This window comes from Mesorhizobium sp. B2-4-12 (genome assembly GCF_006441575.1).
Classification (GTDB): domain Bacteria; phylum Pseudomonadota; class Alphaproteobacteria; order Rhizobiales; family Rhizobiaceae; genus Mesorhizobium.
Genome location: NZ_VFVC01000002.1, coordinates 1 through 13,817, shown reverse-complemented (window position 1 = coordinate 13,817; position 13,817 = coordinate 1). Strand labels below are relative to the sequence as shown.

13 protein-coding genes are annotated in these 13,817 nt (G+C 62.6%); 2 read left to right on the top strand and 11 right to left on the bottom strand.

Annotated features, from left to right (window positions below; translation table 11 throughout):
- Positions 1 to 73: 73 nt before the first annotated feature.
- The 5 genes from FJ934_RS01355 to dusB all read right to left on the bottom strand — a co-directional run bounded on the left by FJ934_RS01355 (position 74) and on the right by dusB (position 7,470).
- The gene (locus tag FJ934_RS01355) at positions 74 to 1,435 is read right to left on the bottom strand and encodes a sigma-54 dependent transcriptional regulator (protein ID WP_140606866.1); all 1,362 of its coding nucleotides are present in this window, start codon (positions 1,433 to 1,435) and stop codon (positions 74 to 76) included.
- Positions 1,425 to 3,710: a PAS domain-containing sensor histidine kinase gene (locus FJ934_RS01350; RefSeq protein ID WP_181165474.1), complete on the bottom strand. Its 2,286-nt coding sequence runs from the start codon at positions 3,708 to 3,710 to the stop codon at positions 1,425 to 1,427. Before FJ934_RS01350 ends, FJ934_RS01355 begins: the two co-directional genes overlap by 11 nt.
- Positions 3,711 to 3,839: 129 nt before the next feature.
- Positions 3,840 to 5,300: a nitrogen regulation protein NR(I) gene (gene ntrC / locus FJ934_RS01345; RefSeq protein WP_140606865.1), complete on the bottom strand. Its 1,461-nt coding sequence runs from the start codon at positions 5,298 to 5,300 to the stop codon at positions 3,840 to 3,842.
- On the bottom strand, positions 5,297 to 6,445 hold the full coding sequence (locus FJ934_RS01340) for a nitrogen regulation protein NR(II) (RefSeq protein WP_140606864.1): 1,149 nt from the start codon (positions 6,443 to 6,445) through the stop codon (positions 5,297 to 5,299). Before FJ934_RS01340 ends, ntrC begins: the two co-directional genes overlap by 4 nt.
- A complete protein-coding gene (dusB, locus tag FJ934_RS01335) occupies positions 6,442 to 7,470 on the bottom strand; it encodes a tRNA dihydrouridine synthase DusB (RefSeq protein ID WP_140606863.1) in 1,029 nt (342 codons plus the stop codon). The genes FJ934_RS01340 and dusB overlap by 4 nt, the downstream gene beginning before the upstream one ends.
- A 140-nt stretch (positions 7,471 to 7,610) precedes the next feature.
- Between dusB and FJ934_RS01330 the strand changes: the two genes are divergently transcribed.
- Together FJ934_RS01330 and FJ934_RS01325 are read left to right on the top strand one after the other, a co-directional pair.
- Entirely contained in the window at positions 7,611 to 8,840 is a 1,230-nt protein-coding gene (locus FJ934_RS01330; RefSeq protein WP_140606862.1) for a bifunctional 2-C-methyl-D-erythritol 4-phosphate cytidylyltransferase/2-C-methyl-D-erythritol 2,4-cyclodiphosphate synthase, read from the top strand.
- Positions 8,837 to 9,325 carry a CinA family protein gene (locus tag FJ934_RS01325; protein WP_140606861.1) on the top strand — a complete coding sequence of 163 codons (489 nt, stop codon included), beginning with the start codon at positions 8,837 to 8,839 and terminating at the stop codon, positions 9,323 to 9,325. The genes FJ934_RS01330 and FJ934_RS01325 overlap by 4 nt, the downstream gene beginning before the upstream one ends.
- 72 nt (positions 9,326 to 9,397) lie before the next feature.
- Here FJ934_RS01325 and FJ934_RS01320 read toward each other — a convergent pair whose 3' ends face one another.
- The 6 genes from FJ934_RS01320 to FJ934_RS01295 form a co-directional block, all read right to left on the bottom strand.
- Positions 9,398 to 9,856, bottom strand: coding sequence for a type II toxin-antitoxin system RatA family toxin (locus tag FJ934_RS01320; RefSeq protein WP_140606860.1), 459 nt, complete (start codon positions 9,854 to 9,856; stop codon positions 9,398 to 9,400).
- A gap of 115 nt (positions 9,857 to 9,971) precedes the next feature.
- Entirely contained in the window at positions 9,972 to 10,937 is a 966-nt protein-coding gene (gene lipA / locus FJ934_RS01315; protein ID WP_140606859.1) for a lipoyl synthase, read from the bottom strand.
- Between the two features lie 134 nt (positions 10,938 to 11,071).
- Positions 11,072 to 11,329, bottom strand: coding sequence for a GlsB/YeaQ/YmgE family stress response membrane protein (locus FJ934_RS01310; protein ID WP_140606858.1), 258 nt, complete (start codon positions 11,327 to 11,329; stop codon positions 11,072 to 11,074).
- A gap of 102 nt (positions 11,330 to 11,431) precedes the next feature.
- Entirely contained in the window at positions 11,432 to 12,877 is a 1,446-nt protein-coding gene (gene lpdA / locus FJ934_RS01305) for a dihydrolipoyl dehydrogenase (protein WP_140606857.1), read from the bottom strand.
- A 15-nt stretch (positions 12,878 to 12,892) separates the two neighbouring features.
- Positions 12,893 to 13,528: an SGNH/GDSL hydrolase family protein gene (locus FJ934_RS01300; RefSeq protein ID WP_140606856.1), complete on the bottom strand. Its 636-nt coding sequence runs from the start codon at positions 13,526 to 13,528 to the stop codon at positions 12,893 to 12,895.
- Positions 13,529 to 13,694: 166 nt separating this feature from the next.
- Positions 13,695 to 13,817: 2-oxo acid dehydrogenase subunit E2 (locus FJ934_RS01295; protein WP_140606855.1), on the bottom strand; the 123-nt coding region annotated here is incomplete at its 5' end.

Here is a 13,817-nt window from a genome sequence, read left to right as displayed (position 1 = left end):
TTTCTTATGCGATTCCGCCTTGGCCGTAACCGGCAAATGCTTGGCCCAGGCGCGGCTGATTGGATGTCGCGCGTCAGACGCCCAGCGACTTCAGCTTGCGATGCAGTGCTGAGCGTTCCATGCCGATGAATTCGGCGGTCTTGGAGATGTTGCCGCCAAACCGGTTAATCTGGGCGATCAGATAGTCCTTCTCGAACTGTTCACGTGCCTCGCGCAGTGGCAGCGCCATGATGTGCTGGTCGGACTGATTGGGGGTGCGTGGCATGACATCGCCGATCTCGGAAGGCAGAAGGTCAGCGGTGATCGGCGCATCGACATCGTCGCCACGCGCCAGGATCATCAGGCGCTCGACATTGTTGCGCAACTGGCGGACGTTGCCCGGCCAGTTATGCGCCTGCAGCACGGCCAGCGCGTCATCGCCGATGCGGCGCGGTTTTATGCCGGCCTGGCGGGCGATCTGCTTCATGAAATTGTCGACGAGATAGGGAATATCCTCGCGCCGTTCGGCCAGGCCCGGCACCATGACCGGCACCACGGCCAGACGGTGGTAAAGATCCTCCCGGAAACGGCCGTCGGCAATCATGGCTTCCAGGTTCTGCGAGGTCGAGGAGATGATGCGGACGTCGACCTTGACCCGTTTGGTGCCCCCTACCCGCTCGAACTGCTGTTCGACCAGAACGCGCAGGATCTTGTTCTGCGTCTCGCGCGGCATATCGGCCACTTCGTCGATATAGAGAATGCCGCGATGGGCCTCCTCGAGTGCACCGACCTTGCGCTCGGTGCCGTTCGATTCGGTACCGAACAGCTCGATCTCCATGCGTTCGGGCGTGATGTTGGCGGCGCTCAGCGTCACGAACGGTGCGCCCTTGCGCGCCGACAGTGTATGGATGGCGCGTGCCGCCAGTTCTTTGCCCGAACCGGAAGGGCCAACGATCATCACACGGCTGTTGGTCGGCGCGACGCGCTCGATGGTCTGGCGCAGCTGGCTCATCGCCGACGACATGCCGATCAGGTCGAAAGTCTCGCCGCTGCGCTGCTTGAGATCGGAAACCTCGCGCCGCAACTTCGAAGTCTCGAGCGCACGCTCGGCGATAAGGATCAGCCTGTCGGCCTTGAACGGCTTTTCGATGAAGTCATAGGCGCCGCGCCGGATGGCGGAGACTGCTGTTTCGATGTTGCCGTGGCCGGAGATCATCACCACCGGCAGGTTCGGGTGCATGGTCTTGATCTCGTCGAGCAAGGCCAGTCCGTCCAGACGCGAGCCCTGCAGCCAGATGTCGAGGAAAATCAGCCTCGGCGCCCGATCGGCGATGGCCGCCAGCGCGCTGTCGGCATCGAATGCCGTACGGGTTTCGTGACCTTCGTCGCTCAGGATGCCTGCGACGAGCTCGCGGATGTCTTCCTCGTCGTCGACGATGAGAATATCAGACGCCATTACCGACCTTTTCAGTTTCTCTTTCGTGTTCCGCCCTGCTTTCGCCGCGCGGTGGTGCGCCGGCCGCAGGCGGCAGGATGATGCTGATCATCGCGCCGCGCCCGCCATGGAAATCCGCGGGCGCATCATGGAGTTCCAGCCTGCCGCCATGGTCTTCCACGATCTTCTTGACGATAGCGAGACCAAGCCCGGTCCCCTTCTCGCGTGTGGTCATATAAGGCTCGAGCAGCCGTTGGCGATTCTCGCGCGGTAGGCCCTTGCCATTGTCGATGACGTCGATTCGAATTGCGCCATTCTGACGGCCGGCTTGAATCCGGATTATGCCGTGCGAACCGTCCTTTTGTTCCAGCCCGTCGATTGCCTCGGCGGCGTTCTTGATCACATTGCCGAAGGCCTGCGCCATCAGCCGGCTGTCGAAAGTGCCCTTCAGCGGCTCGTTGCCGAATATCCGTTCGAAGATAATGTCCGCGCGGCTGACTTCGACCAGGAACGAAGCCTCGCGCAGCGCTTCGCGCAGGTCTATGGCCTTCATCTCGGGTTTGGGCATGCGTGCGAAAGCCGAGAATTCATCGACCATGCGGCCGATGTCCTCGACCTGCCGGATGATCGTGTCGGTACACTGGTCGAAAACCTCGCGATCCTCGGTGATGACCTTGCCATAGCGGCGCTTGATGCGTTCGGCCGATAGCTGGATCGGCGTCAGCGGATTCTTGATCTCGTGGGCAATGCGCCGCGCCACGTCTGCCCAGGCGGAAGAGCGCTGGGCCTGGACCAGGTCGGTAATGTCGTCGACCGTCACGACATAGGATTTTTCCTCGGAGCCGTCGTCGCCAGCCTCGATGGTGATCTGGACATTGAAGGTCCGCTCGGCGCCGGCGCGATAGAAGGTCACCTGCTCGCGGTAGACCGGCTTGCCGGATTTGCGGCCGATCTCGAAGACGCGGCCGACATGCGGCAGAATGGCGGAAAGGTTCTGGCCGAGCGCGGCGCTGGCGGAGATGGCCAGCATCGATTCGGCCGAACGGTTGACGATGGTGATGATGCCGTAGGGATCGACGCCGATGACGCCCGCGGTGACGCCCGCGAGCACGGCCTCCGAAAAGCGCCGCCGCTCGTCGATCAGGTCCTTTGCCGAGAGGATTTCGTTGCGCTGCGATTTCAACTCCAGCAGCATCTTGTTGAACGTGTCGCCGAGCGAGGCGACATCGCCGTCCGAAGACCTGACGGGTACCGCGACGTCGAGATTGCCGGTCGCGACCTCGTCGGCGGCACCGATGAGCTGGCGGATGGGGCGCACAAGACGGTCGGCGACGGCAATGCCGGTCCAGATTGCCGACAGGATGATGATCAGCGTCAGCGACAGGTAAGGCAGCGCGAAGGCAACCTGCGAGGTGCGCCTGTTGTCTTCGAGATTGCGATACTCGTCCGTGTTGGACCTGACGATCTGCCGCGCCTTGATCACCTCGGGATCAACAAGGCGGATGGTGTAGAGATAGAGCCCCTCGATCTCGCGCAGCTTGACGATGGCGCCCATGATGTTGCGGGTGCGCGGTTCGATTAGAACCGGCTTGCCGTCGCTGGCGCTGCTGACCGCACCTTCGGGCGGTTCCGGCATGGCGAAATCGGCATCGGTCTTGGCGCTCATGACGAAAGAACCGTCGGGCTTGATCAGCGCGGCATGGGCCAGTCCACGCCCCACGGATTCCTTGTTCATCAGATCAAGAAAACCAGTCCGATCAAGCCCATACAGCGTGCGGGACGCATCAAGGTCATAAGCCATCGACAATGTCGTGCCCTGCAGGTTGCGGGCATTTTCCTGCACATAGGCGTCGGCGATCGATAGCGAAGAATTGACGATCGTCTTGGTGCGAATCTCGAACCAGCGGTCGAGGCCGATATCGAGCGTGATCGAGGCGATGATCGCCACCATGATGGCGGGAATGGCTGCAACCAGCGCGAACATGGCGACGATGCGCACATGCAGCCGCGAGGCCGCCTTGCCATGACGACGCGCCATGACGATGCGATGCACCTCGCGTCCGACCAGCGCGATGAGAACGAGGACGAAAGCGGCATTGAGCCCGATCAGCGCCCATGTCGTCTTGGCGTCCGGCGCAATCGGCGTTGCACCGACCAGGATGGCGAATGAAATGGCCGCCATGACCAACGCTCCGCCGACCGCAACCACGCCGGGCAGCGCCAGCAGGCGGCGCCCGTCGCGCGCGCCGGGTTCACTGAAAAGCTGTTTGTTGAGGGTCGGTACCTGCGGAGCCATGTCGCCGTCTGGAGCCAGTGATTGCGTCCGATCTATGCAACGCATTGTGGCGATTATGCAACAAGTGTGACAACGACGGAAATCTTTCGCCGTTTAGTCCCCCGAAAAGAGGCGATGTCGGATCAGCGCTCAGCCCGGCCGCGATGATTTGTAGACGTTGACGCCCAGTTCGCGAATCTTCTTGCGCAGCGTATTGCGGTTCAGCCCCAGCAGTTCCGCGGCCTTGATCTGGTTGCCGCGGGTTGCCGTCATCGAGGCCAGCACCAGCGGATATTCGACCTCGGACAGGATGCGCTGATAGAGGCCAGCGGGTGGCAGTTCGCCGGCGAACGAGGCGAAATAGCGCTGCAGGAAGTGCTCCACCGCCTGGCCGATCGATAGGTCGTCGGGAATGAGGTTGCCGCCGCCGGGCACCACGGGACGCTCGCCGGTCTTCAGCTCCGCCTCGATGATTTCGGCGGAGATCTCATCCTGCGAATAGAGCGCGGCCAGCCGGCGAACGAGGTTTTCCAGTTCACGCACGTTGCCCGGCCACGGATACCGCTTCATCAGTTCGATACCGCCGGACGAGATGCGCTTGGTCTGCAGCCCCTCCATCTCGCCGAGCTTGAAGAAGTGACGCACGAGATCTGGCACGTCCTCGGAACGCTCGCGCAACGCCGGCAGCCTGAGCGGCACGACGTTAAGGCGATAGAACAGATCCTCGCGGAACAACCCCTGATTGATGAGCGTGCGCAGATCCTTGTTGGTGGCTGCGACGATGCGCACGTCGGTCTTGATCGGCGTGCGGCCGCCAACCGTCGTGTACTCGCCCTGTTGCAGCACGCGCAGCAGGCGCGTCTGCGCCTCCATCGGCATGTCGCCGATCTCGTCGAGGAACAGCGTGCCGCCCTCGGCCTGCTCGAAGCGGCCGGTGGACCGGTTCTGAGCACCGGTGAAAGCGCCCTTCTCGTGCCCGAACAGCTCCGATTCGATGAGATCGCGCGGAATTGCCGCCATGTTAATGGCAACGAAAGGGCCGCCACGGCGACGGCCATACTCATGCAGCGCGCGCGCCACCAGTTCCTTACCGGTGCCGGATTCGCCCGAGATCATCACCGTCAGGTCGGTCTGCATCATGCGCGCCAGCATGCGGTAGATGTCCTGCATGGCCGCCGAGCGGCCGACCAGCGGCATCGTTTCGGGCTGCTCTTCCGGCCGCGCATCGATCTTCGGCCGTCGCGGCTCCGACAGCGCCCGGTTGACGATGTTGAGGAGCTCGGTCAGATCGAAGGGTTTTGGCAGATATTCGTACGCGCCGGTTTCGGAGGCGCGAATCGCCGTCATGAAAGTGTTTTGCGCGCTCATGACGATAACGGGCAGCTCCGGCCGCGCCTTCTTGATGCGCGGCAGCATGTCGAAGGCGTTCTCGTCCGGCATTACCACGTCGGTGATGACGAGGTCGCCCTCGCCAGCCGCCACCCAACGCCACAATGTCGAGGCATTGGAGGTGACGCGCACCTCGTGACCGACGCGGGAGAGCGCCTGATTGAGCACCGTGCGGATCGCCGCGTCGTCGTCGGCGACGAGAATATTGCCGCGTGCGCTCATTTGCGGTCTCCTTCAGCGTCTTGATCGCCGCCATGCGCGGTTTCCTTCCAGGCCGGCATCAGGACGCGGAAGGTCGTCGCGCGCGGGCGCGGGGTCGAATCGCATTCGATGATGCCGCCATGCTCGCCGACGATCTTGGCGACGAGCGCCAGCCCCAGCCCCGAGCCGTTCGGCTTGGTGGTGATGAAGGGATCGAACAGGATAGGCAGGATATCCTCCGAGACGCCGGAGCCGTTGTCGCGCACGCAGAACTCCAGCGGCAGCGACACGCGGTCCTGTGTGCCTGGAACGGAAACGCGAATACCTGGCCTGAAGGCGGTCGACAGTACGATCTCGCCCTGTGGGTCGCTGCCGATCGCCTCGGCGGCATTCTTGATCAGGTTGAGGAACACCTGGATGAGTTGGTCACGGTTGGCGAATACCGGAGGCAACGACGGATCATAGTCCTCCAGAATCTTGATTCTCTTTGCAAAACCATTCTTGGCGATCGCCTTCACATGGTCGAGCACGACATGGATGTTGACAGGGTAGCGGTCGATCGGCCGCTCGTCGGAAAATACCTCCATGCGATCGACCAGCGACACGATGCGGTCGGTCTCGTCGGTGATCAGCCGGGTCAGCGCGCGGTCCTCGTCGGAGGCGGACAGTTCGAGCAATTGGGCGGCGCCGCGGATGCCGGAGAGCGGGTTCTTGATCTCATGCGCCAGCATCGCCGCCAGGCCGGTCACCGAGCGCGCGGCACCGCGATGCGTCATCTGCCGGTCGATCTTGTCGGCCATCGACCGTTCCTGGAACATCACCACGACGGAGCCCGGGAATTCCGTCACCGGCGCGGCATAGAGATCGACCACCTTCTCGATGCCGAGGCGTGGCGACGACACGTCGACCCGGTACTCGTTGACTGGAGCCCGTCGCTCACGCACCTGGTCGACCAGCGTCAACAACGGGCTGCCGAAGGGAATGAGCTTGGACAGGGTGTTGCGCGCCAGCATGGTCGCGCTCGCGCGAAAGAAATCCTCGGCATCGGCGTTGGCGAAGGTGATGAATCCTTCCTCGCTGATCATGATCACCGGGCGACGGATGGTGTTGAGGACGATCTGGGCGGCATTCGCCCTATCAGCGCCCTGGCCAGCGGTGGCGTTCATGCGGCGCTCCGCAGCTTCAAGGGTTGCGGATGGCGCGAAAACACATCGCGCAGCAGGGCGATGACGCGGGCCGGTTCGAACGCGGTCAGGATCGCCTTCCGGCTGTCGTCGGCGACGCCACCAGCATGGCGATCGAGATACCAGCCCAGATGCTTGCGCGCTTGGCGCAAGCCGCTCTCGACACCATAAAGCGCCAGCATGTCCTCGTAGTGCGCGACGACGTAATCGGCCAATACGGCGGGATTCTGCGGCACGTTGGCCGCCGTTTCACCGGCTGCCGCAGCAGCAATGCCACCGGCGATCCAGGGCGCGCCATAATGCGCGCGGCCGACCATCACCGCATCGGCGCCGGACTGATCGAGAATGGCGGCCGCCTCGGCCGGGGAGCAGACATCGCCATTGGCGACCACCGGAATGGATACGGCCTCTTTGACGCGAGCGATCGCACGCCAGTCGGCCTTGCCCTGATAGAACTGGCAGCGCGTGCGGCCGTGCACCGTTACCATCGTGACACCGGCCTGTTCGGCGCGTCGCGCAAGTGTGGGCGCGTTGAGGGCATCTTCGTCCCAGCCCAACCGCATCTTGACCGTCACCGGCACCTTGACCGCTCCGACCACGGCTTCGATCAGCGATAGCGCATGATCAAGATCGAGCATCAGCGCCGAGCCGGCATAGCCGCCGGTAACCTTCTTGGCTGGGCAGCCCATGTTGATGTCGATGATGTCGGCGCCCTCGCCGGCAGCTATACGCGCGCCTTCGGCCATATGGATCGCCTCGCGGCCGGCAAGCTGCACCATGTGGACCGGCAAGCCTGAATGTCGTATGCGCAGGTCGAAACCCGCCCGGCCCTTGGCGAGCTCCCCGCTGGCCACCATTTCGGACACGACAAGACCCGCGCCATGCGCATGGGCACGGCGCCTGAAGGGCTCATCCGTAATTCCCGACATCGGCGCGAGGAAAACGCGATTGCGGATACTCACGCCACCGACATCGAGAGGTGCGGCCAGTTTGGTCACATTAATCATGCACAAAAACCAAGCATGTCCATTCGTTGCACATTCTCTAGCCAGAACCGCCGCAATGTGCAACGCGGAATGACGCCACATTAAGGCGCAATTGGGAAAATGCTGGCCTTCGGCCTTGGCCGCGACTAGGACCAATCGGCATGACGGACGCAAGTGAAAATCACGTTTCGGAGGCGGATGGCGAAGTCGGGGTGGTAATCGTCGCCGCCGGCCGCGGGGCGCGTGCCGGGCAGGCCAATGGACCCAAGCAATACCAAAGCATCGGCGGGCGCGCCGTCATTGCGCACACGCTGGACATGTTCCTGGCTCATCCCCGAACGGGCCGGATCGTCGTCGCCATCCATGCCGACGATCATGAGTTGTTCCGGCAAGCGGCCGGCGCCGCCGCCGGGCGGGTGACAGCCGTCATGGGCGGCCCGACACGGCAGGAGTCCGTCCGGCTCGGGTTGCTTGCGCTGATGGAGCACGCGCCAAGCCAGGTTCTGATTCACGACGCCGTCCGGCCGTTCGTCGACGCGGAATTGATCGACCGCACCATCGCCGCCATCACCGAACACGAAGGGGCGCTGCCCGCCCTGCCCGTCGCCGAGACGCTGAAGCGAGAATCAACCTCCGGCGTGGTCGCGGAGACTGTTTCCCGCAGCGGGCTGCACGCTGCGCAAACGCCGCAAGGTTTCCCCTACGCGCCAATTCTTGCCGCGCACAACAAGGCGCATCTGCTGGGCAGACTGGACTTTACCGACGACGCGGCCATCGCCGAATGGGCGCATATTCCAGTCAAGCTCGTTCCCGGCTCGCCAGACAATGTCAAACTCACATGGGCACGGGACATCGCCATGGCGCATCAGAGGCTTTCCAACATGCCGATACACTTTCCCGACATCCGCACCGGTAACGGCTACGACGTCCATGCCTTCGAAGCCGGAGACCACGTCACCCTGTGCGGCGTCGCCATTCCGCATGAGAAGAAGCTGTCGGGCCATTCTGACGCCGATGTCGGGCTGCACGCCCTGACCGATGCGCTGCTGGCGACATGCGGCGCCGGCGACATCGGCACGCATTTCCCGCCGTCCGACCCGCAATGGAAAGGTGCCGCGTCCCGGATATTCGTCGAACACGCGGCGAGACTGGTGCGTAAGCGCGGCGGGCGCATCGCCAATGCCGACATCACGCTGATTTGCGAGGCGCCGCGCGTCGGCCCGCACCGCGAGGCGATGACATCAGCCCTTTCACGGATGCTGGGCATTGCCGCCGACCGCATCTCGATCAAGGCGACGACCAACGAGAAGCTCGGCTTCATCGGCCGCGAAGAGGGCATTGCGGCGATCGCCACGGCCAGCGTGGTGTTTCCCGGCGAGGTGCCGGAATGAGCAATAGCGAGCTGGCAATCGCTCTGTTGGAGGCCTGCCGGGAGCGCGGCATCATGGTGGCGACGGCGGAAAGCTGCACCGGCGGCATGATCATCGCCGCGCTGACCGACATCGCCGGCTCCTCCGCGGTGGTCGACCGGGGCTTCATCACCTATTCCAATGAAGCCAAGATGGACATGCTTGGTGTTGGCGCCGCCACACTCGACGCGCATGGTGCGGTATCGTGCGAGACAGCGGTCGAGATGGCAGCCGGTGCGCTTGCACGATCGTGGGCCGGGCTAACCCTGGCAGTCACCGGCATCGCCGGGCCTGGCGGCGGTTCAGTGGAAAAGCCCGTCGGCCTGGTGTGGTTCGGCGTCGGCTTGGACGGCAAGATGGTCACTGCAGAACGGATGCTCTTTGCTGACAAGGGCCGCGATTTCATTCGCCGCGAAACGGTCAGGCACGCACTGGAACTTGGGCTGAAAGCTCTTGGCCGGCATTAAAGCGCCACGGCGCGATTGGTGATGTGCATGTCGTTGTTCCAAAAACCGCTGCGTAGTTTTGGGCGACCTGCATCAGGCTGAGGGCGCGACACCATAGATGACGTTGGCGCGCTTTTCGAACGCCTCGGCGAACATGCGGAAGGCACGGTCGAACATGGTGCCCATCAGCGCGCCCAGAATGCGGCTCTTGAACTCGTAATCGATGAAGAAACGGACGGCGCAGCCGTCGCCATCGGGCTCGAAACGCCAGACATTGCTCAGATATTTGAACGGGCCGTCAATGTACTTCACGTCGATGGCGTTTTCGTCGGGTTTCAGCAGCACCTGCGTGGTGAAGGTCTCGCGGATCGCCTTGTAGCCGATGCTCATGTCGGCGACGAGGATGGTGCGCCCGTCGCGCTCCTTGCGCGAGCGCACCGTCAGCGCTTCGCACAGCGGCAGGAATTGCGGATAGGCCTCGATGTCGGCGACCAGCGCGAACATCTGCTGCGGCGTATGGGCGACGCGGCGGGTGGCTTCGAATTTCGGCATGAAACCGGCTCTAGAGCACTTCGCGTCGAAACGGCTTCATGCGACGCGCTTTAGATTCGTTGTTTTCATGCATGTCGTTCTTCCAAAATCGAGGTCACTTTTGGGCGACATGCGTTTAGAGCGATTTCTCAAGCTGGGCTTCGCGCGCCGCGCGCAGCCTGGCGAAATCGTCGCCGGCGTGGTGCGATGAACGCGTCAGCGGGCTCGACGCCATCAGCAGAAACCCCTTGGTCCGGCCGATCGTCTCAAAGGACTTGAACTCCTCCGGCGTGACGAAGCGGATCACCGGATGGTGCTTCTTCGACGGCTGCAGATACTGACCGATCGTCATGAAGTCGACATTGGCCGAACGCAGATCGTCCATTAGCTGCAGGATTTCGTTCCGCTCCTCGCCCAGGCCGACCATGATGCCGGACTTGGTGAAGATCGACGGATCGAGTTCCTTGACCCGCTGCAACAGCCTGATCGAGTGGAAATAGCGGGCGCCCGGCCTGACCTTCAGATAGTTCGACGGCACGGTTTCCAGATTGTGATTGAAAACGTCGGGCCTGGCCGCCACGACGATCTCCAGCGCGCCGTCCTTGCGCAGGAAATCGGGCGTCAGGATTTCAATCGTGGTCGACGGCGTTGCGGCGCGGATGGCCCGAATAACATCGGCGAAGTGCTGCGCGCCGCCATCGGCGAGGTCGTCGCGGTCGACCGAGGTGATGACGACGTGGCTAAGACCCATCTGCTTGACTGCATGCGCGACACGGGCCGGCTCATCGGGATCGAGGGCTGTCGGAATGCCGGTGGCGACGTTGCAGAAGGCGCAGGCGCGCGTGCAGATCTCGCCCATGATCATGAAGGTGGCGTGCTTCTTTTCCCAGCACTCGCCAATATTCGGGCAACCGGCCTCTTCGCAGACGGTCACCAGCTTGTGGGATTTCACGATCTCCCGCGTCTCGGCATAGCCTTTGGAGACCGGCGCCTTGACGCGGATCCAGTCGGGCTTGCGCAACACCTCCTGGTCAGGCTTGTGCGCCTTCTCGGGATGCCGCAGCCGCGGCGCGTTGGCGATCGTATCGAGGACGGTGACCATCTTAACCCTGGTTTTCTTCGCGACCGCCGCCGGCGATCGTCACTTCCACGTCATCTAGGACTTTTCAACACAAAGAAAAAGGCTGCGGCGGCACATGCCGCCACAACCGTTTTCGCATAGCGGAATGGTATCGACTAGCGGCGCACCAGGCGCCCTACCCAGATCAGCAGGCAGGCGCCGATGAAGCCGGTGATCAGATAGGCGGTCCAGCCGACCCCGAAGACGCCGATGTTCAGGGCCTGCAGGATCGCGTTCAGCACGATTGCGCCCACGATGCCGAGAACCATGTTCATGAAGATACCGGTGTTGCTCTTCATGACCATTTCGGCGAGCCAGCCCGCCAAGCCTCCGATGATGATCGCTGCTATCCAGCCGACGCCATTCAAGTGCATATGCCCTCTCCTTGTGTGATGGGTGAAAATGCATCCGGAAACGAACTACTTTGCCAGCGAGCTCCTGCGGCCTGCGCATCTGAGTCTCGTGCAAGCAATTTATCATGCGTTCAGCGCGCGGCCATAGGCGTCGAGCACGCTTTCCTTCATCATCTCTGACAGCGTCGGATGCGGGAAGATGGTGTGCATAAGTTCTTCCTCGGTCGTTTCGAGGTTCATCGCCACGACAAAACCCTGGATCAGTTCGGTCACTTCGGCGCCGACCATGTGCGCGCCGAGCAACTGACCCGTCTTCTTGTCGAAGATGGTCTTGATGAAGCCCTGATCCTCGCCGAGCGCGATCGCCTTGCCGTTGGCGGCGAACTGGAAACGACCGACGCGGATATCCTTGCCTTCGGCCTTGGCCCTGGCTTCCGTGAGACCAACGGAGGCGACTTGCGGATTGCAGTAGGTGCAGCCGGGAATCTTGAGCTTGTCGATGGCATGCACGCCGGGAAAGTTGGCGATCTTCTCGACGCACACCACGCCTTCATGCTCGGCCTTGTGGGCCAGCATCGGCGGGCCGGCGACATCGCCGATGGCGTAGATGCCGGGTACGTTCGTCTTGCCGTAACCGTCGACAACGACGCAACCGCGATCCGTCTTCACGCCAAGCGCTTCAAGACCGAGATTCTCGATGTTGCCTTGCACGCCGACGGCCGAGATCATGCGGTCGGCGGTGATCTTCTCGACCTTGCCATCCTTCATCTCGACATGCGCGGTGACCGAGTTGGCACCCTTCTCGACCTTGGTCACCTTGGCTTCGAGGATGATCTTCATGCCTTGTTTCTCGAACTGCTTTTGCGCGAATTTCGAGACTTCGGCGTCCTCCACCGGCACTACCGCCGGCAGCAGTTCGACCACCGTCACCTCCGCACCCATGGTGCGATAGAAGGAGGCGAACTCGATGCCGATGGCGCCCGAACCCATCACCAGCAGCGACTTCGGCATCTCCTTCGGCACCATGGCCTCGAAATAGGTCCAGATCAGCTTGCCGTCCGGTTCGATGCCGGGCAGCGCGCGCGGCCTGGCGCCGGTCGCCAGGATGATATGCTTGGCGCTGTAGGTGCCCTCACCCTTGACGCCCTTCGGCACCGGCGGCTGCGGTTCCATCGGCTTCTTGGCCGTCTTGGACACGACGATCTCGCCCGGCTTGGAAAGCTTGGCCTCACCCCAGATGACGTCGACCTTGTTCTTCTTCATCAAGAAGGCAACGCCGCCATTGAGCCGCAGCGAAACCTTGCGGGACCGATCGACCACGGCCGCCGTGTCGGCGCTCACCTTGCCGTCGAGCTTCAACCCATAATCCTTCAAATGATCCGAATAGTGCATGATCTCGGCCGAGCGCAGCAGCGCCTTGGTCGGAATGCAGCCCCAGTTGAGACATATGCCGCCGAGATGCTCGCGCTCGACGATCGCCGTCTTGAAGCCAAGCTGGGCGGAACGCACCGCCGCGACATAGCCGCCGGGACCGGAGCCGATAATGATGACGTCGTAGTTCTCAGCCACGGTTTTCTCCTTCAATCACAATTCCAGCATCACGCGCACGACTGGCGTCAGCGCCTTGCCGATGTTCCGGGTGTTTTCGGCGTCGAGATGGACGCCATCGAGCGGCGTGGTTTGCGCTACGGTAGCTGCATCGAAGAAACCGCAACCGGCCTCGTCGGCCAGCGCCTCATACTGCGATGCCAGATACTTCGAAGCGTCATCGCCGCCGGCATACATTTCCTTGAAGTCGGCATTTTCGGTGCGGCTGACAACAGGAGGCGAGACGACCAGTATCTGCGGCGCTTCCCAGTCGAACGGGTAGTCGTGGCCGCGCACGATGTCGATCAGCCGCCGCATCCCTTGCTTGGCCGCGACCGGATTGCCATGGATCCACGGCTTCATGTCGTTGGCACCGAGCAGGATGATGATCAGGTCGATAGGCGCATGCGTGGTCAGAGCCGTCGGCAGCAGCCTGGCGCCGTTGCGATCGGCACCAGCCAGATGATCATCGAAGGCCGTGGTGCGGCCATTCAGGCCGTCGGCGATGACCTGAACGCCTCCGCCAAGCCCAGCCTGCAGCACGCTTGGCCAGCGATCCTCAAACGCGTGACGGCCGCCCTCGGCATTGTAGGCCCAGGTCAGCGAGTCACCGTAGCAAAGCACCGTCTTCATCCGTTCAATCCGCCCTTCCACCAGCCAAGCCGCGCTTCACACGCCAGCTTACAAACTGGCGTCGGTGATGACGGCCAGCTTCCCGCGCGAGAAGGCCGCCGGCGAATCCGGAGAGAATGAGGGCGAAAAGGCTGGTGAAGAATTTCCGCACCGCCTTCTCCTTTGCCTAGACCAGCATGCCCATCGGGTTCTCGATCAGCCGCTTGAAGGCAACGAGCAGTTCCGCACCCAGCGCTCCATCGACTGCTCGGTGGTCGGTCGACAGCGTCACCGACATCACCGTGGCGAT